Annotated in this window: 22 protein-coding genes; 13 read left to right on the plus strand and 9 right to left on the minus strand. The window is 69.6% G+C overall.

All coding sequences use genetic code 11. The features are described from left to right. Positions 1-2 precede the first annotated feature (2 nt). The 3 genes from ACTWQR_RS12475 to ACTWQR_RS12485 form a co-directional block, all read right to left on the minus strand. Positions 3-1,079: a hypothetical protein gene (locus ACTWQR_RS12475; RefSeq protein WP_443227069.1), complete on the minus strand. Its 1,077-nt coding sequence runs from the start codon at positions 1,077-1,079 to the stop codon at positions 3-5. Between the two features lie 324 nt (positions 1,080-1,403). Then, entirely contained in the window at positions 1,404-1,823 is a 420-nt protein-coding gene (locus ACTWQR_RS12480; protein ID WP_443227070.1) for an SCO4983 family protein, read from the minus strand. Between the two features lie 102 nt (positions 1,824-1,925). Next, entirely contained in the window at positions 1,926-3,137 is a 1,212-nt protein-coding gene (locus ACTWQR_RS12485; protein WP_443227071.1) for a pyridoxal phosphate-dependent aminotransferase, read from the minus strand. Between the two features lie 199 nt (positions 3,138-3,336). Between ACTWQR_RS12485 and ACTWQR_RS12490 the strand changes: the two genes are divergently transcribed. Together ACTWQR_RS12490 and ACTWQR_RS12495 are read left to right on the plus strand one after the other, a co-directional pair. After that, on the plus strand, positions 3,337-4,062 hold the full coding sequence (locus ACTWQR_RS12490) for a hypothetical protein (protein WP_443227072.1): 726 nt from the start codon (positions 3,337-3,339) through the stop codon (positions 4,060-4,062). A gap of 115 nt (positions 4,063-4,177) precedes the next feature. Beyond that, positions 4,178-5,095, plus strand: a complete 918-nt coding sequence (locus tag ACTWQR_RS12495; protein WP_443227073.1) for a S1 family peptidase — start codon at positions 4,178-4,180, stop codon at positions 5,093-5,095. A 22-nt stretch (positions 5,096-5,117) separates the two neighbouring features. Here ACTWQR_RS12495 and ACTWQR_RS12500 read toward each other — a convergent pair whose 3' ends face one another. Both ACTWQR_RS12500 and ACTWQR_RS12505 read right to left on the minus strand, forming a co-directional pair. Then, a complete protein-coding gene (locus ACTWQR_RS12500; protein WP_443227074.1) occupies positions 5,118-6,743 on the minus strand; it encodes an N-acyl-D-amino-acid deacylase family protein in 1,626 nt (541 codons plus the stop codon). Positions 6,744-6,795: 52 nt separating this feature from the next. Beyond that, a complete protein-coding gene (locus ACTWQR_RS12505; protein ID WP_443227075.1) occupies positions 6,796-8,130 on the minus strand; it encodes an amino acid deaminase in 1,335 nt (444 codons plus the stop codon). 194 nt (positions 8,131-8,324) lie between these two features. On the opposite strand from ACTWQR_RS12505, the gene ACTWQR_RS12510 reads away from it, so the two are divergent. The 5 genes from ACTWQR_RS12510 (at position 8,325) to ACTWQR_RS12530 (ending at position 13,023) form a co-directional block, all read left to right on the plus strand. Further along, positions 8,325-9,407, plus strand: coding sequence for a sugar kinase (locus tag ACTWQR_RS12510; RefSeq protein ID WP_443227183.1), 1,083 nt, complete (start codon positions 8,325-8,327; stop codon positions 9,405-9,407). Then, positions 9,404-10,168: an IclR family transcriptional regulator gene (locus ACTWQR_RS12515; RefSeq protein WP_443227076.1), complete on the plus strand. Its 765-nt coding sequence runs from the start codon at positions 9,404-9,406 to the stop codon at positions 10,166-10,168. The genes ACTWQR_RS12510 and ACTWQR_RS12515 overlap by 4 nt, the downstream gene beginning before the upstream one ends. Continuing rightward, positions 10,165-10,587 carry a RidA family protein gene (locus tag ACTWQR_RS12520; RefSeq protein ID WP_443227077.1) on the plus strand — a complete coding sequence of 141 codons (423 nt, stop codon included), beginning with the start codon at positions 10,165-10,167 and terminating at the stop codon, positions 10,585-10,587. The genes ACTWQR_RS12515 and ACTWQR_RS12520 overlap by 4 nt, the downstream gene beginning before the upstream one ends. A gap of 185 nt (positions 10,588-10,772) precedes the next feature. Further along, the gene (locus ACTWQR_RS12525; protein ID WP_443227078.1) at positions 10,773-12,320 is read left to right on the plus strand and encodes a GntP family permease; all 1,548 of its coding nucleotides are present in this window, start codon (positions 10,773-10,775) and stop codon (positions 12,318-12,320) included. 127 nt (positions 12,321-12,447) lie between these two features. Further along, positions 12,448-13,023: a hypothetical protein gene (locus ACTWQR_RS12530; RefSeq protein ID WP_443227079.1), complete on the plus strand. Its 576-nt coding sequence runs from the start codon at positions 12,448-12,450 to the stop codon at positions 13,021-13,023. 60 nt (positions 13,024-13,083) lie between these two features. On the opposite strand, the gene ACTWQR_RS12535 is transcribed toward ACTWQR_RS12530, so the two are convergent. Then, positions 13,084-14,454 carry a M14 family metallopeptidase gene (locus ACTWQR_RS12535; RefSeq protein ID WP_443227080.1) on the minus strand — a complete coding sequence of 457 codons (1,371 nt, stop codon included), beginning with the start codon at positions 14,452-14,454 and terminating at the stop codon, positions 13,084-13,086. A gap of 353 nt (positions 14,455-14,807) precedes the next feature. Between ACTWQR_RS12535 and ACTWQR_RS12540 the strand changes: the two genes are divergently transcribed. After that, on the plus strand, positions 14,808-16,148 hold the full coding sequence (locus tag ACTWQR_RS12540; RefSeq protein WP_443227081.1) for an Nramp family divalent metal transporter: 1,341 nt from the start codon (positions 14,808-14,810) through the stop codon (positions 16,146-16,148). 82 nt (positions 16,149-16,230) lie between these two features. Here ACTWQR_RS12540 and ACTWQR_RS12545 read toward each other — a convergent pair whose 3' ends face one another. The 3 genes from ACTWQR_RS12545 to ACTWQR_RS12555 form a co-directional block, all read right to left on the minus strand. After that, entirely contained in the window at positions 16,231-17,592 is a 1,362-nt protein-coding gene (locus ACTWQR_RS12545) for a hypothetical protein (RefSeq protein WP_443227082.1), read from the minus strand. Positions 17,593-17,684: 92 nt separating this feature from the next. Continuing rightward, positions 17,685-18,200, minus strand: a complete 516-nt coding sequence (locus ACTWQR_RS12550) for a SigE family RNA polymerase sigma factor (protein ID WP_443227083.1) — start codon at positions 18,198-18,200, stop codon at positions 17,685-17,687. A 288-nt stretch (positions 18,201-18,488) separates the two neighbouring features. Next, positions 18,489-20,177 (minus strand): chitinase, encoded by a 1,689-nt coding sequence (locus ACTWQR_RS12555; protein WP_443227084.1) that lies wholly within the window; start codon positions 20,175-20,177, stop codon positions 18,489-18,491. A gap of 415 nt (positions 20,178-20,592) precedes the next feature. Here ACTWQR_RS12555 and ACTWQR_RS12560 point away from each other — a divergent pair, with 415 nt between their 5' ends. The 5 genes from ACTWQR_RS12560 to ACTWQR_RS12580 all read left to right on the plus strand — a co-directional run bounded on the left by ACTWQR_RS12560 (position 20,593) and on the right by ACTWQR_RS12580 (position 25,968). Further along, positions 20,593-21,552 carry a hypothetical protein gene (locus ACTWQR_RS12560; RefSeq protein WP_443227085.1) on the plus strand — a complete coding sequence of 320 codons (960 nt, stop codon included), beginning with the start codon at positions 20,593-20,595 and terminating at the stop codon, positions 21,550-21,552. Between the two features lie 223 nt (positions 21,553-21,775). Next, the gene (cpaB, locus tag ACTWQR_RS12565) at positions 21,776-22,489 is read left to right on the plus strand and encodes a Flp pilus assembly protein CpaB (protein ID WP_443227086.1); all 714 of its coding nucleotides are present in this window, start codon (positions 21,776-21,778) and stop codon (positions 22,487-22,489) included. An 86-nt stretch (positions 22,490-22,575) separates the two neighbouring features. Then, positions 22,576-24,210 carry an AAA family ATPase gene (locus ACTWQR_RS12570; protein ID WP_443227087.1) on the plus strand — a complete coding sequence of 545 codons (1,635 nt, stop codon included), beginning with the start codon at positions 22,576-22,578 and terminating at the stop codon, positions 24,208-24,210. Then, positions 24,207-24,575 carry a TadE/TadG family type IV pilus assembly protein gene (locus tag ACTWQR_RS12575; RefSeq protein WP_443227088.1) on the plus strand — a complete coding sequence of 123 codons (369 nt, stop codon included), beginning with the start codon at positions 24,207-24,209 and terminating at the stop codon, positions 24,573-24,575. Before ACTWQR_RS12570 ends, ACTWQR_RS12575 begins: the two co-directional genes overlap by 4 nt. 52 nt (positions 24,576-24,627) lie before the next feature. Next, positions 24,628-25,968 carry a CpaF family protein gene (locus ACTWQR_RS12580; protein ID WP_443227089.1) on the plus strand — a complete coding sequence of 447 codons (1,341 nt, stop codon included), beginning with the start codon at positions 24,628-24,630 and terminating at the stop codon, positions 25,966-25,968. Positions 25,969-26,053: the final 85 nt, after the last annotated feature.

Here is a 26,053-nt window from a genome sequence, read left to right on the forward strand (position 1 = left end):
CCCTAGCCCCGGGCCCGGCGCGCCATCTCGTGCAGCACCTTGGAGGCGGGCACGGGCGCCTGCCGGACGCCGGTCAGCTTCTGGTTGAGATAAGAGGTGTGGGCGGCGGTGGCCGCGGTGAACTCCGCGGAGGCGCCCTGGGGCCGGAACCCGTGGCGCACCGCGAGCTTCCGCAACTCCTTGTCGGTGCTGAGGAGTTCACCGAGGCTCCGGCCCTCTTGGGTGAGGGGGACGACGGTGTGGTCGCTGTTCGCGGTGGTGTCCGGGTAGAGGACGGCCAGGTCGCCGACGTCCTGGCCCTGGGCGAGCAGCGCGGCGACCTGGGACTCGTACACGAGGACGAGCGGGTTGCCGACTCCGCTGACGAAGTCCCTGAACGTCGCGTCCGTACTGGTCTGCTGGGCGCCCTGGACGCTGATCAGTTTGCGCATCAGGGGTGCGGTGCGGTTCACGTCCTTGTCGTCCGCGGCGACGCGGCCGCCGTTCTCGACGTACGAGGCGGCGGCGAGATAGAGCGCGCCCGAGTTGGAACTGGTCGGGTCGGTGGTCGAGATGAAGAGCGTGCCCGTCAACTCGCCGTACCGGTCGGCGCCCTTGAGCTGCTGCCAGGTCTTGTTCCTGTCGGCGGCATCGAGATAGGCGGACATGTCGAGGGTGCCGTTGCCCTTTTCCCCGAGGGTCGCGAGGCCGGCCGTAGCCAGTACCCCGGCGGCGCTCCGGTGCGCGACGACCACGAGGGGCGAGTAGAAGGGGCGCGGCAGGGGCTGCCGTACGTCGTGCTTCGCGGCCAGCTCCTCGGCGGGGGCCTGGCTGGACGGGAACGCGAAGTCGTAGCCCTTGAGGTCGAGTCCCTCCATGGCCCAGGACCCGGAGGTCTCCGTCTCCACGGTGTAGCCCTTGGCAGCGAGGGCCTTCACCACATCAGGATCGGCGAAGAACTCCGCCTTCTCCGACCCGATCACTCCTCGCACGGTCTTCGTTGCCGTGCTCTTGTCCTGCTCTTCGCGGCCCGCGACGACGGCTGCTGCCACTCCGCCGATCAGGAACACCGCCAGGACGATGGCGACTATTCGTCTCACACTCGGAGCTTGCTCCCGGAACCCAACGTTCCCCGGCGTTCTGGGTGAACGCGGGGTGACCACCCGATCCCAGTACGCAACCGGAGCGGGACCTTCCTGTCCTGGGGTCCGCCGTCATCTTTCATGCGCGGCCGCCACGGCGAGCAAGCCTCGCGGTAGCGGTCCGCGGTCTGCGCGGTGACAAGTCGAACGACAGCCGGGCTCTGGGCGCCCCCTTCACGGAGCATCCAGAACCCGGCCGAAGCGAACGCCGTGTTGTGGCGCCCGGTCCGCGCGCCGCTTCGGGTGTACGCGGACCGGGGCCGATCGAGGGAGCGCTACGGCTCAGCGGGCGGCGAGCTCGCGTGGGTCCAGGGCCGCCGCGTGGGCGTCCATCTGCTCGGCGGCCAGGATCGCGGCCGCCGTGTCCGCGCGGGACGCCGCGACGACGAGGGCGCGGCCCGCGAGGGCGTGGGCCCGCTGGTGGAGCGCGGCGGGCTGCGGCTCGTGCCGGGCCGCGGGTATCGACGCGCGGACCGGCGGACGGCCGCCGCGCAGGCGTGTCAGCTGCTCGGAGAGCCGCTCCGCGGCGACGTCGAGCTCGGTGGACGGACCAAGGCCGCGCAACTCGTCGGTCACCGCGAGCAGCGCCGCGAGGTGCCCCGCGAGCTGGATGTCCAGCTCCTCCTCGCGCGACCGGTGGGGGAAGTCCGAGGGGGTGTCGGCCATCGCGTGGACCGACTTGGTGCGGATCGGCTCGTACATGGGATGGCCTCCTGTGCGCCGGCAGGAAACCATCCTAGCTTAGATTCAGTCTAAAGTTGAGTCGGTCGCAGAACTGGCCGATCCGTACACGCAGCGTGAGCGTCACGGCTGGCCGTAACCGTCCAGGAAGTTCCCGATCCTCGTCACCGCGTCCGTCAGATCCCGCTCCGTGGGCAGCGTGACGATCCGGAAGTGATCCGGCTCCGGCCAGTTGAACCCCGTTCCCTGCACCACCATGATCTTCTCGGCGCGCAGCAGGTCCAGCACCAGCCGTCGGTCATCCTTGATCTTGAAGACCTTCGGATCGAGGCGCGGGAAGAGGTAGAGCGCCCCCTTCGGCTTCACGCAGGACACGCCCGGAATCTGCGTCAGCAGTTCATGGGCCACGTCCCGCTGCTCGCGCAGCCGCCCGCCGGGAAGTACGAGGTCGTTGATCGTCTGGCGGCCGCTCAGTGCGGCGACCACGCCGTGCTGACCCGGCATGTTCGCGCACAGCCGCATGTTCGCGAGGATCGTCAGCCCCTCGATGTACGAGTCGGCGTGCGCGCGCGGCCCGGAGATCGACATCCAGCCCACCCGGTAACCGGCCACGCGGTACGCCTTCGACATGCCGTTGAAGGTGAGCGTGAGCAGGTCGGGGGCGACCTTGGCGGTCGGGGTGTGCGTGACCTCGTCGTAAAGGATCTTGTCGTAGATCTCGTCCGAGCAGACGAGGAGGTTGTGGCGGCGGGCGATGTCCGTCAGCCCGCGCACCATCGCCTCGTCGTACACCGCACCCGTCGGGTTGTTCGGGTTGATGATCACGATCGCCTTGGTGCGATCGGTGACCTTGCGCTCGATGTCGGCCAGATCGGGCATCCAGTCGGACTGCTCGTCGCAGCGATAGTGCACAGCCGTGCCGCCGGACAGGGAGACCGCGGCGGTCCACAGCGGATAGTCCGGCGCGGGGATCAGCACCTCGTCGCCGTCGTCGAGCAGGGCCTGCATGGACATCACGATCAGCTCGGACGCGCCGTTGCCGATGAAGACGTGCTCGACGTCCGTCTCTATGCCGAGGGTCTGGTTGTGCATGACCACGGCCCGCCGCGCCGCGAGCAGGCCTTTCGCGTCCCCGTAGCCGTGCGCCGACGAGACGTTGCGGAGGATGTCCTCCAGGATCTCGGGCGGGCACTCGAACCCGAACGCGGCCGGATTCCCCGTGTTCAGCTTGAGGATGCGATGCCCCGCCGCTTCAAGCCGCATCGCCTCCTCGAGCACCGGGCCCCGGATCTCGTAACAGACGTTGGCGAGCTTGGTCGACTGGATCACCTGCATGTCCGTGAGCTTACGGCCGAGTAACGCTTCCTGTGGCGTGTTTTCCACCACGTGAGACGAGTGGTTTGGGCTGTTATCGACGGTAGCTACACCTCGGACCCCTCTCATCCCTACAATGCGCCGCCATGTTCCGGATCCACAGCGTGAGAGCGGTGCCTACGGCGCGAATGCAGCGAATAACCCAAATGGCGTATACGTCATGAACAGCGCGAACCCGGAGAACGGCGACCCGCAGGGCCTGCGGAGCGTGTACCACCCGTACCCCGACACGGCCCCGCCGTACGACGAGTACGCGGACCCGGCGGCCGCGCACGGCTGGCAGAACGCGTACGACGAAACGGTCCGTCTAGAACTCGCCGCCGGTCCCACCGCCGGTCCCGCCGCCGACTCCACCGTTGGGGTCGCCGTCGACCCCGTCGTCCACGCCGCGGGCGATCCCGGGAGTGAGCCGGACCCGGGCCTCCGTCATGGAGAAGGCCGTCACGATCGGCTGATGCGCCGTCGCAGGGCCCGGCTGATGCGCCGCGGGGTGGTCGCCGCGGGCGCGGCCGGCGTTGTGCTCCTCGCTGTCGTGATCGCCGGACTCTTCGGTTCCGATTCCTCGGAGGAGGGGGACCGGCAGGTGCCGGAGGCCAAGCAGTCCTCCTCGTCCGCGGACCGGCCGGGCTCGACGGGCTCGTCGTCCGAGGCGTCCGATCCGTCCGCCTCGTCCGATCCGGGTGATACCTCGCCCGGAGCGTCGGACGGGTCCTCGCCCGACGCCTCGGCGAGTCCCTCGCCGGGCGAGGCGCGGCCCGGTGCCTCCGGTGGGGGCGAGACCGCGGCCCCCGCGAGCACGGCCCCTTCCGCCACCGGTGAGCCGGCGAAGGGCAACTCCGATGACAAACCCGGTCGCGGTCAGGGCGCGACGAAGGACCCCAAGTGACGGCCTGATACAACTCCTTGCTCACAGACCCCTCTGCGTTCACAATGCGCATGACAATACTGGCGGTGATCGGAAAGTCTCCGGTCACTCACGCCAGCAAGAGGGGACCCCCCACATGAAAAAACCTCTCGTTGCCGCGCTCATCGCCCTGGCAGTCGCCGGGGCCGGTGCGGCACCCGCGGTCGCGGCTCCGGCGCCCGCGGCCGAACCCGCCGACACGGACACGGTCACGTCCGTGGTCAACGACGTGGTCACGTCCGCCGCGGCGGAGATATCCAAGATCACCGCGCCCAGGGCCCAGGCCGTCGACTTCGCCGGCACCGTCTCGCTGAGCAACTGTTCCGGCTCCGTCGTGCGCATGCCCGGCTCGGAGGACAACGACCCGGCGCTCGTGATGAGCAACGGCCACTGCCTGGAGAGCGGCTTCCCGGCGGCCGGTGAGGTCATCGTCGACCAGCCGTCCACCCGCACCTTCGGTCTGCTCAACTCGGCGGGCACGAGGGTCGCGACGCTCCGCGCCAGCAAGATCGCGTACGCGACGATGACCGACACGGACGTCTCGTTGTACCAACTCACCACCACCTACGCGCAGATCAAGAGCTCGTACGGCATCAACGCACTCACGCTGAACGACGCGCACCCCACCGCCGGCACCGCCATCACGGTCGTCTCCGGCTATTGGAAGCGGACCTACAGCTGCAGCGTCGACGGCTTCGCCTACCGCCTCAGGGAAGGCCAGTGGACCTGGAAGGACTCGGTCCGCTACACCTCCGCCTGCAACACCATCGGCGGTACGTCCGGTTCGCCCGTCATCGACAACGCCACCGGCAAGGTCGTCGCCGTCAACAACACCGGCAACGAGGACGGCGGGCGCTGCACCGACAACAACCCCTGTGAGGTCGACGCCAACGGTGCCGTGACGGTCCGTCAGGGCATCAACTACGGCCAGCAGACCTACCAGATCATCCCGTGCGTCGGCCTCGACAACAAGATCGACCTGGGCCGTAGCGGGTGCACCCTGCCCAAGCCGTAGCCGGTGCGGCGGGCGCGGGTGGTCAGGTCGTCGTGCGGCGGACCGCCCGGCCCGCCAGTACGTCCGTCCGCCGTCCGTCCTCGATGACGAAGCGGCCGTCGATCAGGACGTGCGGGATGCCCGTCGGGAGCGTACGCGGGGTTTCGAAGGTCGAGCCCGCGGCGACCGTGGCCGGGTCGAAGAGGGCCAGGTCGGCGCGGTAGCCCTCGCGGACCAGGCCGCGGTCGGGGAGCCGGAGCCGGGCGGCGGGGCGTGACGTGAGGTGGGCGACGCACTCCTCCAGGGTGAGGACGCCCAACTCCCGTACGTAGCGGCCGAGATAGTGCGGGAATGTGCCGTACGCGCGTGGGTGCGGCTTGTCGCCCCGCAGGATGCCGTCCGAGCCGCCGGTGTGCACGCGGTGGCGCATGATCTGCTGGACGTTCTCCTCGTGGCCGACGTGCTGGAGGATCGTCGAACCGAGGTTGTCGTCGATGAGGAGACGGCGGGCGGTGGTCCACGGTGCCTCGCCGTGCGCGTCGGCCGACTGCTGGACCGTGCGGCCCACGTGGGGCGCGAGCGCCGGGTCGGTCACGCCGGAGATCTCGATGGTGTGCCACTCGATGGGCACGCCGTGGCAGCCGTCCGCGCCGACGACCTCCATGTGGTGGCGGATCCGTTCGGCGGTGTCGTCGTCCTTCAGCCGGGCGAGGATCGCTTCGGGGCCGCCCTCACTCGCCCAACTGGGCAGCATCGCCACGAGAGTGGTGCAGCCCGGGGTGTAGGGGTACGTGTCGAGGCTGATGTCCGCCCCGGCGGCCAGCGCGTCGTCGAGGAGCGTCAGCAGGTCGGGCGCCCTGCCCTTGTTCACGCCGAAGTTCATGGTGGCGTGGGCGAGGTGCAGCGGGCAGCCGGCCTCGCGGGTCAGCTCCACCATCTCCCTGTACGCGTCCAGGGCGCCGGCTCCGTACGAGCGGTGGTGCGGGCAGTAGTAGCCGTCGTACGACGCCACGACCGCGCACAGCTCGGTGAGTTCGGCGTCCTTGGCGTACATGCCGGGGGTGTACGTGAGCCCGGACGACATGCCGACCGCGCCCTCACGCATGCCGTCGGCCACCAACCGCCGCATTTTGTCGAGCTCTTGGGGTGTCGCCTCGCGGTCGTCCCAGCCGACGGCGAGCATCCGTACGGACCCTTGGGGGATGAGGTACGCGGCGTTGACGGCGATGCCCTCGCCGCCGAAGCCGTGGTCCAGGCGGTCCAGGTACTCGCCGACCGAACGCCAGGTGAAGTCGATGTCGTCGCCGTTGCCGTTCCAGCCGGTGATCGCCTTCCGTACCTCGGCGAGGGTCCGGTCGTCGACCGGTGCGTACGACAGCCCGTCCTGGCCGATGACCTCGAGCGTCACGCCCTGCGCGGCCTTCGCGCTGTGGTCGGGGTCGCGGAGGAGGGCGAGGTCGCTGTGGGCGTGCATGTCGATGAAGCCGGGGGACAGGACGAGCCCTTCGGCGTCCAGGACGCGGCGGGCGACGGGCCGCAGACAACCGGCCGCCGCGGCCTCCTTGACCACGGTGGTGATCCTGCCGCCCTCGATGCCCACATCGGCCCGGTAGGAGGGCTCCCCGGTGCCGTCGACGACCTCCGCGTCGCGGATGACGAGATCCATCATGACGGGCTCCTGGCGGTTGGAAGTGGGTTCAGAAGTGAGGTTGGAAGCGGGGTTAGAAGTAGGTACGGACGTAGTCCACGACCGTGCCGTCCGACTCCACGACGGGAATCAGCTGCCACTTGTCGAAGGACGTGCACGGGTGCGAGAGGCCCATGCCCAGCCAGTCGCCGATCTGGAGTTCCGCCTCCGGGGTCGTACGGAGCCAGCCGTGCTGGTCGGAGAGAGCGGTGACCGTGATGCCGGTCGCCGGGCGCTCACCGGCGTCCGAGCGCACCACCTGGACCTCCGGGAGGTCCAGGTCGTACGCCGCGTCCCGCTTGCCCGCGTTGACGAAGGCCTGCTCGCGGGACGGACGTGAGACGACCTGGGCCCAGAGCCGGAAGGCCGGATGGAGGGCGCCCTCCTCGGGGACCCGGGTGAACGGGGTCAGCTTGCGGTAGTGGCCGTCGTCGTGCGAGACGTACGCGCCGGAGCGCAGCAACTTGAGGACGGGGACGGAGAGTTCGGGGATCTCGGCGAAGACGTCGGCCACCGCGTCGAACCAGGCGCTGCCGCCCGCGCTCACCACGATCTCGGGGACTCCCGTGAACCGGCCCGTCCTGTCGAAGTCCGCGGCGAGGCCGGTCAGGCGGCGCAGCCACGCGTGCACCCGCTCCGGGTTCGCGTCCGGCACCTCACCCTCGTAGCCCGCGACGCCCACCAGCCGCAGCGTGTCCACGGCCGTCACCGCGTCCGCGACCGCCGCGCACTCCTCCGCCGTCCGTGCGCCGGTCCGGGCGCCCTCGCCCGCGGCCAGCTCGACGACGACGTCCACCGGGCGGGCGGCTTCCCCCGATCCTCCTGGCGATCCCCTCAGCGCCGCGTCCATCAGCTCTACGCCGCGCACGGAGTCGACGTAGCAGACGAAGTGGAAGGAGGGGTCGCCGGCGAGCTCCGAGGAGATCCACTTCAGGGCAGCCGGGTCGACCAACTCGTTGGCGAGGAAGATCCGTTGGATCCCGAAGGCCCGCGCCACCCGCACCTGGTGCGGCACGGCCAGCGTGATGCCCCAGGCGCCGTGCTCGATCTGCCGGTGGAAGAGCTGGGGCGCCATCGACGTCTTGCCGTGCGGGGCGAAGGCCAGGCCGTGGCGGGCCGCGTACGTCTCCATCAGCCGGAGGTTGTGCTCCAGGCGCTCGGCGGAGAGGGCGAGGACGGGGGTGGTGAAGCCGCCGGTGAAGAGGTTGCGGCGCTGGGCGGCCAGCTCGCCGACGGTCAGGCCCTCGGCATCCGGCGGGAGGCCCTTGAAACGGTGGTCGACGCGTTCCTCCGCGAGCGCGGCGAGACGGGCCGCAGGTGCTGCCCGAGCAGCCTGTGCGGCCCGTACTGCGGCGGTGTCGGCGGCCATGGAGCCTCCCAGCTGAGGTGCGTTGCGTTATGTGCAACGCTCATTGCGTATATCGCTTACCGCTGTCTAACATCTCGGCTTACGCCGGGTCAACGGAGCCGCTGAGACCCGCGAAGCGACGAGGAGTCCCCGCCATCGTGGCCATCGTGCCCCCCACCGGCCCAGCCGTGGATGTCGTCACACTCGGCGAGTCCATGGTCACGTTCCTTCCGTCCCGTCCGGGCCGCCTCGCCGACGTGCCGTCGTTCGAGCGGGCGATCGGGGGTGCGGAGTCCAATGTGGCGTGTGTGCTGGCCGCCGCCGGACACTCCGTGAAGTGGGTGAGCCGGGTCGGCGACGACGGGTTCGGCGACCATCTGGTGGAGGCGATCGGGGCGTACGGCGTCGACACCTCCGCCGTACGGCGCGATCCCGCTCGCCATACCGGCATCTACTTCCGCACCGCGGGGGACCGCGACACGGACACCCACGAGGTGGCGTACTTCCGGACGGGGTCCGCGGCCTCCGCGATGGCGACGGACACCGTGGACCTGGACGCGGTCCGCTCGGGGCGCGTCCTCCACCTCTCCGGCATCACGGCCGCGCTGTCCGGCGACTGTCTCGACCTGCTGCGCGAGCTGACCGCGCGGCGCCCCGGACGCCCGCTCGTCTCCTTCGACGTCAACCACCGGCCCGGCCTCTGGACCGACGCGGAAGGACCACGCGTCCTGCTGGACCTGGCGCGCGGCGCCGACATCGTGTTCGCCGGTGACGACGAGGTGCGGGCCGCGTGGGGCCTGCGCGGCGCCCGCGCCATCCGGGACGCGCTTCCCGAGCCGGACGTCCTGGTCGTGAAGCACGGCAGGGACGGGGCCACCGTCTTCGCCAAGAGCGGTGACGGGACGGGCCGTGCCCGAACGGGCGAGGACGGGAAGGGCAGTGACGGGACGGACCGTGACGGGGCGGGCGAGGACGCCGCGGATACCGTCACCTTCGTACGGGCCCTGCCCGTCGATGTCGTCGCGCACGTCGGTGCCGGTGACGCCTTCGCCGCCGGATTCCTCTCCGCCACCCTCCGCGGGCTCCCCGTCCGGGACCGGCTGCGGCACGGGCATCTCATGGCCGCCGCCGCGCTCACCGTGCCGGGAGACCTCGCGACGCCGCCGGCGCGGGAGCACGCCGACCGGCTGGCCGCCCTGGACGACGACGCGTGGGGGACACTTCGACTCGGCCCCGGCTGGACGCAAGCCGTTGATCGAGTCGTTGATCGGGCCCAGGAGGAGGTACGCACCCCATGAGCCAGACCGTCGACCGCGCGCTGAGCATCCTGCCCTTGCTGGCCGAGGGCCCCGCCGACCTCGGGCAGGTCGCCGAGCGGCTCGGTGTCCACAAGTCCACCGCCCTGCGCCTCCTCCGCACGCTCCACGAGCACGGCCTGGTCTACCGCCAGTCCGACCAGCGCTACCGCCTCGGCGCCCGCCTCTTCGCGCTCGCCCAGGAGGCGGTGGAGAACCTCGACGTCCGCGAGATCGCCCACCCCCACCTCGTACGCCTCAACGAGCAGTGCGGACACACCGTCCACCTCGCCGTGCACGAGGAGGGCGAGGTCCTCTACATCGACAAGGTCGAGAGCCGCTACCCGGTGCGCATGTACTCCCGCATCGGGAAGCCCGTCGCCATCACCGTCGCCGCCGTCGCCAAACTGCTCCTCGCCGACCTCCCCGAGCCCGAGCGCCGCGCCCTCGCGGACAAGCTCGACTACCCGATGTACACATCCCGCTCCACCCCCAACGCCCCCGCTTTCCTAAGGGAGTTGGACAAGGTGCGTGAGCAGGGCTGGGCCACCGACCTCGGTGGCCACGAGGAGTCCATCAACTGCGTCGCCGCCCCCATCCTCGGCGCCGACGGACATGTCGTCGCCGCCATGTCCGTCTCCGCCCCGAACGTCGTCGTCACCGCAGACGAACTCCTCACGCTGCTCCCACTGGTGCGCCGTACGGCGGACGCCATCAGCGGCGAGTACTCCGGCAGAACCCCCGCGAAGGAAAGCAGTTCATGACTGACAAGACCGAGAAGACAGCCCTCACCCCCAAGACCCACACCGCCCCGCCCGCCAAGTTCTCGCACGGCGTCAGGAAGGGGAACATCCTCCAGGTCGCGGGCCAGGTCGGCTTCCTGCCCGCGGTCGAGGGGCAGCCGCCCACGCCCGCCGGCCCCACCCTGCGCGAGCAGACCCTCCAGACCCTCGCCAACGTCAAGGCCATCCTCGAAGAGGGCGGCGCCTCCTGGGACGACGCGATGATGATCCGCGTCTACCTGACGGACGTCGACCACTTCGCCGAGATGAACGCGATCTACAACACCTACTTCGAGGAGCAGGGCCTGACCGGCCCGCCCGCCGCCCGCACGACGGTGTACGTGGGCCTGCCGGCCGGGCTCCTCATCGAGATCGACGCGCTGGCGGTACTGGACAACTGAGGCCCACCCCCGCGCCCCTTCAAGGGCGCGGGGCCGTATCGATATGCGGCTCCGTCGCGTGGGCGCGACCAGCCACAACCGACCCGCACCCGGCAGCCACCAGCACCGCCCCCCACAAACCCCGCACCCCGTACGGCGATCCCCCCTGCCCGAAAACTCCATGCCCCCACCCAGAGGACCCCCCAATGTCCGAAACCCCACCCCACACCGGCGGCCTGCTCCTCCTCATAGACGGCACCGCAGGCCTTCTGACCGTCGCCGCCCTCGGTATCGCCCTTCTCCTCGTCCTGATCATCAAGGTCAGGCTCCAGCCGTTCGTCGCGCTGCTCGCCGTGTCGATAGCCGTCGGCCTGTCGGCCGGCCTCTCCGTCACCGAACTCTTCGGCACCGTCCAGCGCTCCGACGCCGTCTCGATGATCGAGACGGGCATGGGCGGCATCCTCGGCCACGTCACGATCATCATCGGACTCGGCACGATGCTCGGCGCGATCCTCGAGGTGTCGGGCGGCGCGGAGGCACTCTCCACCCGCCTGCTCAACCTCTTCGGGGAGAAGCGCGCGCCGCTCGCCATGGGCCTGACCGGCCTCATCTTCGGCGTCCCGGTCTTCTTCGACGTCGGCATCTTCGTCCTCGCGCCGATCGTGTACGCGGCCGCCAAGCGCTCCGGCAAGTCGATCCTGCTCTACTGCATGCCGCTGCTGGCGGGCCTGTCGATGACCCACGCGTTCCTGCCTCCGCACCCCGGTCCGGTCGCCGCGGCCGGACTGTTCAAGGTCGACCTGGGCTGGGTCATCCTGATGGGCATCGTCGTCGGCATTCCCGCCGTGCTCGCCGCCTGGGTGTACGCCGCCTGGATCGGCAAGCGCCTCTTCGTCCCCGTACCGCAGGACATGGTCGAGGCCGCGGACGAGGCGAAGGCCGCCGTCGCCGCGGAGCGCGCCGCGCGGCGGGCCGCCGCCCGGTCCACGGGAGCCACCGGTGGCGGTGACGGCGTCGGCGTCGGCGGCGGCACGGGTACGGTCGCCCTGGCCGGGGCCCCGGGCGACGACGACCCCGCCGAGCAGCCGGTCTCCCTCACCACCGTCTTCACCATCATCGGTACGCCCCTGCTGCTGATCCTCGCCGCGACCTTCTCCTCCATCGCCCTGGACCCGTCGACCCTCCGCTCGGTCATCGAGTTCTTCGGGCACCCCTTCGTCGCGCTGACGATCGCGCTGCTCATGGCGTACTACCTGCTGGGCATCCGGCGCGGCTGGTCCCGCAAGTCCCTGGAGACGGTGTCCACTTCGTCCCTCAAGCCGGTCGGCAACATCCTGCTGGTCGTCGGCGCCGGCGGCATCTTCGGTGCCGTGCTGAAGGGCTCCGGCATCGCGGACGCGCTCGCCGACACGTTCAACGACGTCGGTCTGCCGGTCATCGTGCTGGCCTGGCTGATCTCCGTCGTCCTGCGGGTGGCCCAGGGTTCGGCGACGGTCGCCATCGTCACCACCGCCGGCATCGTCGTCCCGCTCGTCGAGGGACAGGACCTCTCCCAGGCCCATCTGGCGCTGATCATCATGGCGATCTCGGCCGGCTCGATCTTCGCCTCGCACGTCAACGACGGCGGCTTCTGGATCGTCGCCAAGTACTTCGGCATCTCCGAACGCGACACCCTCAAGTCGTGGACGGTCCTGGAGACGGTGCTGTCGGTGGCGGGCTTCGTGGTGGCGGCGCTGCTGAGCGTGTTCATTTAGCCGTCCCCCGGTCAACGCTCCCGTCAACGACGCCGGGGGCGTCCGGGAAGGACAGCCTTTTCATCCCATGAGACGTCTCCCGCCCCCGGCGCCCCACGGCACAGCTTTGTCCGCCATACTTCCGGCTGTGGAGCAGCGCATAGGACCCAACATTCAGCCCCTGCAAGGTGCCGCGGTCGATCCGGCGTTCGTGCCCGGCATCACAGGCCCGCGCCCTGTCGAGCCGAAGGACGTGAAGCCGGAGGACACCGAGCCGGCGGAGGCCGCTGAGGAGGCCGCTGAGGAGACCGCTGAGGAGACCGCGGTCGCCGAGGAGGGAGCCTCCGAAGCGGAGGAGGCCGCCTCCGAAGAGACGGCCTCCGAGGAGCAGCCCGGGGACGAACCCGCCGGTGAAGAGCCCGCAGAGGCTCCGGAGGGCCCCGTCTTCGAGGCCTCCGACCGCCGCGCGAAGATCGTCGCCGACCACAGTGGCGTACGGCTGAGCCTCGACGACCAGAAGGCCGAGTTCCGCTGGGACGAGATCGGCGCCGTCGAGACCGAGTCCCCCCGCTTCGGCAAGCGGTTCACCATCACGGTGCACACGCCCGACCGCCGCTGGTACCCGATAGAAATCGAGGCGACGGCCAGGGCAAGCTTCAAGGAGTGGGAAGCCCAGCTGGACGAGGTCCTGGACGCGTACTTCGAAGAGGGCAGCGCCCCGTAGGGGCGCGGGGAACCGCGCGACCAGCCACAACGGACCCGCAGTTCACCCACGAACCTCTCATCAGCTGCAGTACTGGGCTTCCTTGCCGATGGACCGGTACATGCAGTCCGCGTTCTCCAGCAACTGCAGCACCGCGTCCCGGTTCCGGGACGTCTCGCGCTCGATGACCTCGTCGGGCGGGTAGAACCCGCCACCGGCACTGGACGACGGATACATCTCGAAGGTGTAGCCGAAGATCTTCTGGCTGCCCCACAGATAGTCGTCGATCGACCCGTCCGTGACGTACAGGTCGCTGGACTGCTCAGCGGTGTAACCGTTGCTGGCGGCCATCTTCCCGCCGACCGTGGCGAAGGCGTTGCGGTCGTCGGCCGTCATACCGGTCGTCGTGTCCGCGGTGGTGTACCCGAAGGGCCAGAGCACCAGCTCGCTGTACGTGTGGAAGTCAACGCCGGCCTTGATCTGCTGCGTGCCGCCGACGACCCGGCTGCGTACGAAGTCGGCGACGACCTTCACCTCGGGCGCGGACTCGGCCGCCGTACCCCGGTAGGTCTCGGAGGACGTCGACCCCGAGGAACCGCCGCAGCAGCCCCAGCGGTAGTTCCAGTTGCGGTTCAGGTCCGTGCCGACGTACGAACTGCCGCTGTTGGGCTGGCGGTTCTTGCGCCATGAGCGGTAGGCGCCGGAGGCGATGTCGTACTCACCGCCGTCCGGGTTGAGGTCCGGGAGGATCCAGATCTCGCGGTTGTTCACCATGTTGGTGACGCGGGAGTCGGAGCCGTAGCCCGCGCCCAGCTCACGCATCAGGTAGAGCGCCATCTCCACGGTGAGGTGCTCGCGTGCGTGCTGGTGATGGGTGAACAGGACCTCGGGCTCGGACTCGTCGCTCGCGACGTTGTCGCTGATCTTGATGGCGACGATGTCCCGGCCGGCGTAGGACTTCCCGATCACGCGCTTGCTCATGATGTTCGGGTAGGCGGACAGCCGCTGGTTGATCTCCGTGTTCATCTCGGCGTAGTTGTGGTACTTCGAGTCGGCGGAGGGGAAGTCGAGAAGGCCGACGTCCGCGGCGCTCGAACGGTCCGGGGCGGAGCCCAACGGCGAGACCTCATAGCCGAGTTGGCTCAGCTTCTTGGCCTGGGCCGCGCGGCCCGAGACGACGACGACCTCCTCGTCGGCCTCGTCGATCGACACGCCGGTCCTCGCGATGGCCGTACGGGCCGCGGAGGTGTTGTTGTGGAGGTGGATCTCGTACTGGCGGATCTCGTCCGCGTCGGACGCGGGAGCCGCCCCGGGGGCGCCGGTCGCGGAGGTCGTGGCGGCGATCGGAGCCGCGAGGGCCAGCGCGAGGAGTGTGGCGAAGAACGCGGTACGTCGACCGCGTCTGCCTGGTGAGGAGGGCGCGTCGCCGCTTCCTCGGGTGCGAAGTCGCATGGATTCTCCTAGTTTCTCCATGAATTCCGGGATCACCGGAAGTGTGGGGATGGAGCGGGGGGTGGATCGGTGCGACGTGCGGGTTCGTCGTGCGGGATTTGTCTTTAGATGCCGACAAACCCTGTGTGCGGGCTGTGGCGCTCATCGTGCTGGTCTGGCATGTTCGGGTCAAGAGCAGACCGGAAGTCGGTGCCGTGAACAGGCCGAAACCCGTGGGCGGTACGCGCCCACGCGGAGCCGTACGTGCTCACCGACGGGTCCGTTGGCCACCTCCGGAACCACAGCCCGGGCGTCGGGTTTCTTCACCGCACGCCCTCTTGTGTCCCCGCCCGCTTTGCGCTTTCTTGATCGGCATGGCGGACACCACGGGTAGTACGGGCAGCGCAGCCACCGGGGAGAGCAGCATCTCCCGCCCCCGCAAATCCAGTTGGAAATACATCGGCCCCGGCATCGTGGTCGCCGCGACGGGCGTCGGCGCCGGTGACCTCGTGGCGACCCTCATCGCCGGCTCGAACTTCGGCTACACCCTCCTCTGGGCCGCCGTCATCGGCTGTGTCGTCAAGATCTCCCTCGCCGAGGCGGCCGGCCGCTGGCACCTGTCCACCGGCAGCACGCTCTTCGAGGGCTGGGCGAGCCTGGGCCGCTGGACGTCGTGGTTCTTCGTCGTGTACGTCGTGATCTGGGGCTTCGTCTACGGCGCGGCGGCCATGTCCTCGTCGGGCCTGCCCCTCCAGGCGCTCTTCCCGGACGTCATGGACCTCAAGTGGTGGGCCATCCTGACCGGCCTCGTCGGCCTGGTCTTCGTCTGGTTCAACAAGTACGCGGTCTTCGAGAAGGTCATGACGGTCCTGGTGGGCGTCATGTTCGTGGTCACGGTCTACCTGGCCGTCCGGGTCACCCCGAACCTGGGCGACGCCTTCGCGGGCCTGCTGCCCGTCCTCCCCGACGAGAAGGACTCGATCCTCAACACCCTGGGCCTGATCGGCGGTGTCGGCGGCACCATCACCCTTGCCGCGTACGGCTACTGGGTCAACGCGAAGGGCTGGACGAACACCGGCTGGATGAAGGTGATGCGCCTCGACAACCGCGTCGCGTACGCCACCACCGGCATCTTCGTCATCGCCATGCTCTTCGTCGGCGCGGAACTCCTCCACTCCGCCAACGTCGCCATCGCGAGCGGCGACAAGGGGCTCATCCAGCTCGGCGACATCCTGGAGGACGAGTACGGCACCGCGACGTCGAAGTTCTTCCTGATCGGCTTCTTCGCCACGTCCTTCACCTCGCTGATCGGCGTCTGGCACGGCGTGAGCCTGATGTTCGCGGACTTCGTGGAGCGCTACCGGGCGCGCCGCGAGATGCCGGACGAGCCGGTCGCGTCCGGCGAGGAGGTGGCGTCCGGCGCCCGCGAGAAGTCCTGGCCCTTCCGCGCGTACCTGCTGTGGCTGACCTTCCCGCCGATGGTCCTCCTCTTCGAAGGCCAGCCCTTCCGCCTGATCATCCTGTACGGAGTCCTGGGCGCGGCCTTCCTCCCCTTCCTCGCCCTCACTCTGGTCTGGCTCCTCAACTCCTCCCGCACACCCGCGGAATGGCGCAACGGATACCTCAGCAACGCCATGCTGTCGATCGCGGGCCTGCTCTTCGTCGTCCTGTGCGTGAAGCAGATCTGGGACCAGCCGTGGTCGGAGTTCTTCTGACCCGATGGACTGACCCGATGGGCGGCCCCGAGGACTCCGGTGACTCCTAGGGCTTCGGCGACCCCGAGGACTCCGGTGACTCCTAGGGCTTCGGCGACCCCGAGGACTCCGGTGACGCCGGTGACTCCGGCTGGAGCTTCTTCCACTCCTCGCTGGTGGCGATCGCCTTCAGTTGCTCGATCGTGAGCGCCGGGGTCTCGCGGGTCGCCGCGGTGTTCTGGGCGCCGGAGTTGAAGGCGCTGATCACCACGCGCAGGCCGCCGGGCCGGATGGTGTCCGCGGTCCACATGACGACCCCGGCGCCGCCCTTCTCGCCCGGCTTCTTCCGGGTGGTGACCTTCGTGCCGTCGGGCAGGACCTCGGCGTCGGCGCCGAAGAGCTGGTCCTCGACGTCCCTCATGTCGGGCTGCACATTGATCTGGACGAGACTCCTGCCCTTGCCGTCGTCGAGGACGAGGTAGGCGTACTCGGTGTCCTGGCCCCCGCTCCCGACCACCTTGAGGCCCTCGGGGCGCAGCAACTCGACGAGTGTCCTCTTGATGACCAGGCCGCTGGGGCCCTGAGGGACGCTGCCGCCCGCTTCCGGGACCTGGCCGTCCTTGGAGTTCTCGGGGCTGGCGTCGATGACCGTCCGCCAGCTGGGGTCCGTCGCGACCTCCTTCAACTCGTCGGGAGAGAGCGGGGGTTGGTCCCGGGTGATCGGCGAGTCCTTCTCGGCGGCGGCGTTCCACTCGCTGACGCTGACGTGGTGCCCCTGCGGGGTGACGAGGTCGGCGGTCCAGCGCTTGGTGTCGACCCGGCGGTCCGGGTACTCGTAGCCCTGGAAGACCATGAACGACGAGCCGTCGGACAGCTCGCTCACCTCGCAGCCGTCGTACGGAATCTGTGCCTTGTCCGGACAGGTGGTCCACTGGTCCTTCTCCCCCGGCACGAGCCGGCTGAGGCTGACCGAGACGGCGCCCGCGCCCTTGCCGTCGTCGTACACGCCCGCCACGTACGGCGCCTGTTCCTCCGCGCCGCCGCGTGCCGTCGCCTCGGTGAACTCGCCCTGGGGGAGCAGCTTCTTGAGCGCGCTGATCAGCTCGTCGCCGGCGGACCCGCCGCCGTCCTCGCCGTCCTCGCCGTTCTCGTCGTTCTCGCTGTTCCCGCTGGTCGCGGTCGCGGCCGGGGTCGGGGTGGTCGTCCCGGTGGCCACGGTCTGCTTCCCGCTGTCGTCCCCGCTCCCGGGCAGGAACAGGGTCCCGCCGATGCCGACGAGGGCGATGCCGGCCACGCCGCCCACGACGGCGGCCCGGCGTCGCAGTCGCAGTCTGCGGCCGCGTGCCGCGCCCGCGGTGACCAGGGCGTTCCGGTCGGTCTCGTAGGCGCCGCCGGCCTCGCGCAGGGCGCCGGAGAGCCGGTTCTCGAAGGGGTCGTCGTGTTGTGAGGAAGGATCGAAGGGCATGGCAAACCACCGTTTCTGCGCTTCTGTGTTCTGCGAGGTCGTCGGAGTGGGGCGGCGGCTCAGGGCGGCGCGTACTCGTACCGGGTGTGGGCTCAGGGCGCCGCGTACTCGTCCAGGCTTTCGCCCAGCAGGGCGCGCAACCTGGTGAGGGCGCGGACGCAGCGGGTGCGTACCGCCGCCGAGCTGGCGTTCATCGCGTCGGCCGTCTCCTCGATGCTGCGGTCCTCCCAGTAGCGCAGGACGACCACGGCCCGGTCCTTGGCGGACAGCCGGCCCAGTGCCTCGACCAGGGTCAGCCGCAGAGGCATGTCGGCGTCGGCGGTCCGAGGGTCGAGCACGTCGGGGAACACGTCAGTGGCGCGCTCCTTGCTGCTGCGGCGCCGCTGGTGCGCGAGGAAGGTACGGGTGAGGACCGTCTGGGCGTACCCGGCGGGGTTGGCGGCCCTGGAGACCCGGCCCCAGCTGATGTACAGCCGGCCGAGCGTCTCCTGCACCAGGTCCTCGGCGAGATGGGTGTCGCCTCCGGTGAGCAGACAGGCGGAACGGTAGAGGTGCCCCGCGCGCGCCGCCGCGAACTCCTGATAGCCGTCCGCACGGACCTCTCTCATGCGCTCCCCCTGTGTTCTCGTGTTCTCGTGTTTCCCCGCGCCGCCCTCACTTCATTGATGCGGTGGGCCCCGGGAAATGTTTCAAACGGGTCCAGGGGAGGTGGTCGACCTTGCCCATCATGGAACGCTCCTCAGAGGTTGCCGGCCATGTCCGGATGAAGCCCAGAAGCCGAGTGGACGCCGAGCGGCGGGAGCGGCTGCGGGAATGGTACGGGCAGCTCGCTCCCGCGCTCGGCGCCGGCACTCGGCTCCGGGCGGGACAGGGGACAGTGAGTCAGGGCCGGAGCCCTACGGCAACCCGTGCACGTGCGGCCCCACCGCGTTCGACCACGCATTGCCCGCCGACGCGTCCCAGTTCGTCGACCAGGTCATCGCGCCGCGCAGGTCCGGGTAGGTCTTGGACGGCTTGAAGGAACCGCAGGCAGTGCCCTTGGTCAAGCAGTCCAGCGCGTTGTTCACGATCGTCGGCGAGACATAGCCGCTGCCCGCGCCGCTCGTCGACGCCGGGAGGCCGAGGCCCACCTGGGAGGGGGAAAGGCCGCCCTCCAGCTGGATGCAGGCGAGGGCCGTCAGGAAGTCCACCGAGCCCTGTGAGTACACCTTGCCGTCGCAGCCGAGCATCGAACCGCTGTTGTAGTACTGCATGTTGACGACCGTGAGGATGTCCTTGATGTTCAGGGCCGTCTGGAAGTAGGAGTTGGACGTCGACTGCATGTCGATCGTCTGGGGGGCCATCGTGATGATGAGCGATGAGCCCGCCTTTGAGGACAGGGACCTGAGCGCCTGCGTCATGTACGTCGAGTTCAGGCCGTTCTCCAGGTCGATGTCGACGCCGTCGAAGCCGTACGTCTGCATGAGCGAATGGACGGAGTTGGCGAAGTTCGTCGCCGAGGCGGCGTCGTTCACCGACACCGCGCCCCGCTCGCCGCCGACCGAGATGATCACCTTCTTGCCCGCTGCCTGCTTGGCCTTGATGTCCGCCTTGAACTGGTCGACGGTGTAGCCGCCGAGGCCCGCCGAGTCCAGGTTGAACGTCACCGCGCCGGGCGTGCTCGTCGCGTCCGCGAAGGCCACCGCGATGATGTCGTACTGCGATTGGACGGCCGAGATCTTCTGGACCGCCGCGCCGTTGTTGAAGTTCTGCCAGTAGCCGGTCACCGCGTGCTTGGGCAGCGCGGTCCCGCCGTCCGAGGTCGCCCTCGTCGTCCCGGTGACCGCCGCCGACTTCGCCGACTCACCCGCCGCGTTGGTCGCGGTGACCTGGAACGAGTACGAGGTGGACGCGGCCAGTCCGGAGATCGTCGCCGAAGTCCCGGTCACCGCGAGGACCTTCGTACCGCCGCGGTAGACGTTGTAGCCGGTCGCGCCCGACACCGTGTTCCAGGCGAGGGAGACGGAGGAGGAGGTCGTGGAGGGTGCGGTCAGGCCGTTCGGTGCCGAGGGGATGGTGGGCTCGGGATCGCCGCCCCCGCCCCCGTCGGGTCCGAACACGGACATGTCGTCGGCGAAGTACGCGGCCTGCCCGTACCAGCCGTGCGTGTAGACGGTCACCGAGGTTGTCGAGGAGCCCGTCGTGAACTTCGTCGTCAGCTGCTTCCAGGAGGAGGAGTCCGGGGTCCAGGTCGACACGTCCGTAGTGCCCGTGCCGCTCGCGCCGAGGTAGGCGTACCCGCCCCGGACCCACGCGCTCAGCGTGTACGTCGAGTTGGGCTTCACCGCGACGGTCTGGACGCACTTGGCGTTGTCCTGGCCGGCGGGCGTGGCCTTCAGTGCGGTCGAACCGCCGTGCACGGGGGAGGAGACGGTGGTGCCGCTGCCCGCCGAACAGGTCCAGTCGGCGAGCCCCGACTCGTAGCCGGCGTTCTTGGCGTTGTTGACGTCCACGGCCGAGGCCTGGCCGGCTCCGGCCAGGGAGAGGGCGGACGCGGCGAGTACGGCGACGAGGGCGCCGGCCCACGTCCGTCTGCGCCTGGGCATGCCTGGTACGCGGTCCACTTGGGCCTCCGGTGGGGGAGTGGGGGAGCGGAGATGAGGACGGTGGCCACCGCTGGACGTCCAAGCTGGTCCAGACCAATCCGGTTGTCAAGACCTCGGTGAAGTCTCGTGGTCAACCCAAATTCCCTCCCGCGCCACCGAGTTGAGGCATATGCGCCTTACTCTGTGTGGATCACGCGCGCACCTTGTGTGAGTTGATCTCAAGGATTCGGTGTTGAGCCGGGCATGCCGTGGATAAGGTGCAGGTGCGGAAGGCCGTCACAGTGGCGATGTCGATTGCGATGTGAGTTGCGATGTCAGTCACATGTGTGGCCTTCTGTGAAGGTTCATGACCAAACAGGGGCGATCTGAGGCGGTGGTTGACCACCCCGCCGCAGTGAACGGGGTGGTGTGCAGCGTGCCGACCGCGATAGCCGTCACCAGTACCGATCTGGTGCTCCCACCGCACGACAGGCAGACGCCGCCCGCCGCCGTCCAGCCCCTCGAAAGCCTCGAAAGCTCCCTCACCGGAATGCACGCGCTCGTCGAGCAGCACGGGTACGTGATCGCCCTGTACCCGTCCTCCACACCGGGCGACGTGACCCGGCGGCTGCACGCCGTGCGCTCCGTCCTCGAGAGCGACCGCATCGCCCTGCTGGCCATCGACCTGCCACCGCTCGGACTGGCCCTGCTCGCCCAGCAGTTACGGCAGCTCTCCGTCTGCGACTTCAGCCCCGGCGTGCTCGCCTCCTCCGCCCGGCTGCTCGCGCACTACATCTACTCGGGCGCCCTGCTCAGCTCGGTCGCCAAGCTCGACCGGGTGCCGGTCTCACTGAAGTCGCACGCCAAGTCGTGGGTGCCGGGCGCCCAGTTCGCCGTACTGGCCACTCCGCGGCCGCAGCTCATCCGTGTCGGCCAAGGAGAGCTCCCGGGGCCCGAGTTCGGGACGCGGCTGCTCGTCGCGCCCGGGCAGCTGCCCGCCGAGTGGCTCACCGCGACGCTCGCGCCCGCCTGGCGAGTACAGGGCGTCGCGACCGTGCCGCTGCCCGCAGAGTCCACCCGCTGGTGGGGAACGGGCAAGCTCGCCGAGTTCGCGGCGGGGCTGTACGACGTGTCCGTGCTGTACCAACTGGTCTCGTCCGTGCGGCGCGACGAGTGCCACTGGTGCGGGCTCGAACTCATCGGTGACCGCTGCGGGTTCTGCGCGGCGCCGTTGCCACCGCCGCAGTCACAGTCCCTGCCGCCGTCACATGCGCAGGCGCAGGTTCAGGCGCAGGCACATGCGTCAGCACGGTCACGGTCGCGGTCACGGGAGCTTCCGACAGCCGCGGCGCGGGCAGCCTCTTCGGTACGCGCCCTGCCCCGGGGCACTACGTAAGCCACGAAAGTCACGACAGGCACGCACAACTTACGCAAGTCACGACAGGCACGCACAACTTACGCAAGTCACGTCAGGCACACACAACTTACGCAAGTCACCTAAGGCACGCGCAAGTCACGCAGTCCTACACGTACAGCCGAATAACAGTGCACGACACGTACGCCCAGCACGACCGCTCGACCCCGCCGTCCCCCGCCCCACGATCGAGGTTGCCCGCGTCATGAACTCACGCCAGCGCCGCGGCGTCATTCTGCTGGTCCTCTCGGCCCTGTGCGCCCTGGGCGCCTTCGCCGGAGTGCTCTCGGTGATCCGCGACGTGAACTCGAAGGTCGGCCCGGAGGTCGCGGCGTACCGCCTGAAGGGCGACATAGCGCCCTACAAGGAGCTGTCGGCCGACCAGTTCGAGAAGGTCTCGATGCCCGAGCGGTGGCTGTCGTCCACCGCCGTCACCAGCCTCTCCCAGATCCGCGGCAAGATCGCGGTCACGCAGTTGGAGGAGGGCTCGCTGCTCCAGACCGACATGATCGTGGACCGGCCCGAACTGGCGCCCGGTCAGCAGGAGATCGCGATCATGATCGACGCGGCGACCGGCGTGGCCGGAAAGATCAACCCGGGCTCGCAGGTCAACATCTACGCCACGTTCAAGGACGAGACCGACAACGGCAAGGACCAGTCGAAGGTCATCGTCGAGAACGCGCGCGTCATCGACGTCGGCAAACTGACGGCCCTCGACCCCGGCCAGTCCAGCAACGACCGCCGCCGGACCGCGAACGAGGCCGTCCCGATCACCTTCGCCCTCACCACCGCCGACGCCCAACGCGTCGCGTACGCCGAGTCGTTCGCCGAACACGTCCGTCTCGCCCTGGTCGCGGGCGGCGCCGATGCCACCGTCGCCCCCGGCGACCGCACGTACACCCTCGACGAGGACAAGTAGGAGGCCGTGATGCGCTCAGCCACCGCGAGGCCCTTGACGGCAGGGCCCAGGGCGTATCGCCCCAGGCCCGGCCGAGGGACCGGCCGATGACCATCAGGATCCTGCCCGCCGTCGGCGACATCGACTCGGCCCGCACGCTCACCACGCTCCTGAGCCAGCTCGCCGACGCCGAGCCCGCCCCGCCGGTCGCGGACACCACGGCCCTCCTCGACACCCTGGCCCGGCTGGCCGCGGAGTCCCTGGACGAACTCCCCGAGGTCGTCCTCGTCCACGAGCGGATCGGCCCGGTCCCGGCGCTGGAGGTCATCCACGACCTGGTCCTGCGCTTCCCGGCCGTCGGCGTCGTCCTCATCACCGCCGACACCAGCACCAACGTCCTGACCGCCGCGATGGACTCCGGCGCCCGCGGCATCGTCGGCCTGCCCCTCGGCTACGACGCCCTCGCCGAACGCGTCCAGGCGGCCGCCGCCTGGTCCATGGGCATGCGGCGCCATCTCGGCAGCAGCAGTACGCCCGAGTTGTACGCGGGCCCCGGCGGCACGGTCGTCACGGTGACCGGAGCGAAGGGAGGCGTCGGCGCGACCGTCGCCGCCGTCCAACTCGCCCTGGCCGCACAGGCGTCGGGCCATTCCGTGGCCCTGCTCGACCTGGACCTCCAGTCGGGGGACGTGGCCTCGTACCTGGACGTGCAGTTCCGCCGCTCCATCGCCGACCTCGCCGGGATCAGCGACATCAACCCGCGCGTCCTCCAGGACGCCGTCTACACCCACGACACCGGGCTCGGACTGCTGCTCGCCCCCGCCGAGGGCGAGCGCGGCGAGGAGATCACCGACCGGGTGGCCCGGCAGGTCCTGGGCGCCCTGCGCTCCCGCTACGACGTCGTGGTCGTCGACTGCGGTGCCCAGCTGAACGCCGCGAACGCGGCCGCCGTGGAACTGGCCGACCAGGCCCTCCTGTTGGTCACCCCCGACGTCGTCGCCGTCCGCGCCGCCAAACGCATGGTCCGCATGTGGGACCGCCTCCAGATCCGCAAGGCCGAGGAGACGCTGACCGTCGTCAACCGCTTCTCCCGCGGTACGGAGATACAGCCGTCCCTCGTCGAACGCGTCACCGGCACCAAGGTCGCCCGCTCCACGGTGCCCGCCGCCTTCAAGGAACTCCAGTCCGTGGTGGACGCGGGCCGCATGCAGGACCTCGACGCCCGCTCGACCGTCAAGCAGGCGTTGTGGGCCCTGGCGGGGGAGCTGGGCCTGGTGATCGCGCAGGAGGGCGGCGGCGGTGGCGGGCGTCGCCGCAAGGCGTCCTCGGACCGGGGAGCCCTCGCGCTCCGCCGCAAGGCTCAGGGCGACCGGGGCGCGGTCACTCTGGAGTTCGCCGGGATGTTCCCCCTGCTGCTCGTCGTGATGACGATCCTGTGGCAGTGCGTGCTGTACGGCTACACGTACTCGCTGGCGGGGAACGCGGCGGACGAGGCGGCCAGGGCGGCCACGGCGGCGAACGCGGTGAATCCGGGTGCTTACGGCGGTGCTTGCCAGGACGCGGGCAGTGAGCATCTGCCGGGCGCCTGGGACGGCGCCCAGATCGGCTGCACCCCGGACGGGACGGTCATGAAGGCCACCGTCAGAGCCCAAGTACCCCTTTTCTTCCCCGGCTTCGATGTGAACTGGACGGTCGAAGGAGAGGCGGGGGCCGCGCTGGAGGGGGAGGGGGACGACGGATGAAGCGCCTCGTGAAACGTGTCCTGAAACGCCTCCGGGACGACCGGGGCGTCTCCATGCTGGAGTTCGCCGGATTCCTCCCCGTCCTCCTCCTCATCGGCATGGCGGCCATCCAGCTCGGCCTCATCGGCTACGGCATCAACCAGGCCGGTACGGCCGCCCGAGCCGCGGCGCGGGCGGCCTCCCAGGGCGACGACGGGGCGGCGGCGGGACAGGCGGCGGTGAGCGGATGGCTCAACCCGAACGTATCGGCTCCCGAGGGCGCCGACCTCACCACCGCGACCGTCACGATCCAGGTCCCCGCGGTCATCCCCCTCTTGCCGACCGTGACCGTGCAACGCAACGCCACCATGCCCACCGACGACTGACCCAGAGACCGAGACCGAGACCGAGACCGAGAGACCGGGAGGAGTTGACCCCATGAGCCTGCGAGCCCGTATCACCACCCCCGAAGAAGGGGGAGCCGGCCGCGAGGACGGACACCTCGTCGCCGTCTACCGCGCCAAGCTGCTCGAAGAGATCGACCTCGCGGAGATGTCGAGCCTCGCGGCGGCCGAGCGACGTACCCGCCTGGAACGCGTACTCGGCCACATCATCAGCCGAGAGGGCCCGGTCCTCTCCTCCACCGAGCGCTCCCAACTGATCCGCAGAGTCGTCGACGAAGCCCTCGGCCTCGGCGTCCTCGAACCGCTCCTCGCCGACGCGTCGATCACCGAGATCATGGTCAACGGTCCGGACTCGATCTTCGTGGAGCGAGCGGGACGGGTGGAGCAGCTCCCGTTGAGGTTCGCGTCGAACGAGCAGCTCATGCAGACCATCGAACGCATCGTCTCGACGGTCAACCGTCGCGTCGACGAGTCGAACCCCATGGTCGACGCCCGCCTCCCCACCGGCGAGCGTGTCAACGTCATCATCCCGCCGCTCGCCCTCACCGGCCCGACCCTCACGATCCGCCGCTTCCCCCGTGCGTACACCCTCCCGGAGCTCATCGGCCTGGGATCGCTGGACGAGCAGATGCTCATGCTGCTCGCCGCCTTCGTCCGCGCCCGCTTCAACGTCATCGTCAGCGGCGGTACGGGCACCGGCAAGACGACGCTCCTCAACGCCCTCTCCGGTCTGATCCCGTCCCACGAGCGCATCATCACCATCGAGGACTCCGCCGAACTCCAGCTCCAGCAGGAACACGTGATCCGCCTCGAGTCCCGCCCCCCGAACGTGGAGGGCAAGGGCCAGATCACCATCCGCGACCTGGTCCGCAACTCCCTCCGTATGCGCCCCGACCGGATCATCGTCGGTGAGGTCCGAGGCGGCGAGACCCTCGACATGCTCCAGGCCATGTCGACGGGCCACGACGGCTCCCTCGCGACGGTCCACTCGAACTCCGCCGAGGACGCCCTCATGCGCCTCCAGACCCTCGGTTCGATGTCCGAGGTCCAGATCCCCTTCGAGGCCCTCAAGGACCAGATCAACTCGGCGGTCGACGTCGTCGTCCAGCTCTCCCGCCACGCCGACGGCTCCCGCAAGGTCACCGAGATCGCGCTGCTCGTCTCCCACGGCCGCGAACAGTTCCGCGTCGTCCCCGTGACCCGCTTCGTCGCCCGGCCCCCCGGCCCCGACCGCGTCGTCCACGGCCACTTCGAACACTTCCCGCTGCCTCGCCCGGTCGCGGAGAAGCTGTACGTCGCCAACGAACCGCTACCGCCCGCCTTCGGGGTCGCGGAAGTCATCGACGTACTCAACACGAGGCAGGCCATCGGATGACGACCACCGCAGGTTTCACGGCCGGGGTGACGACCACCGCAGGCTTCACAGTCGGGGTGACGACCACCGCAGGCTTCACAGTCGG

Origin of the sequence: Streptomyces sp. 2A115, assembly GCF_052245575.1 — a bacterium.
GTDB lineage: Bacteria > Actinomycetota > Actinomycetes > Streptomycetales > Streptomycetaceae > Streptomyces.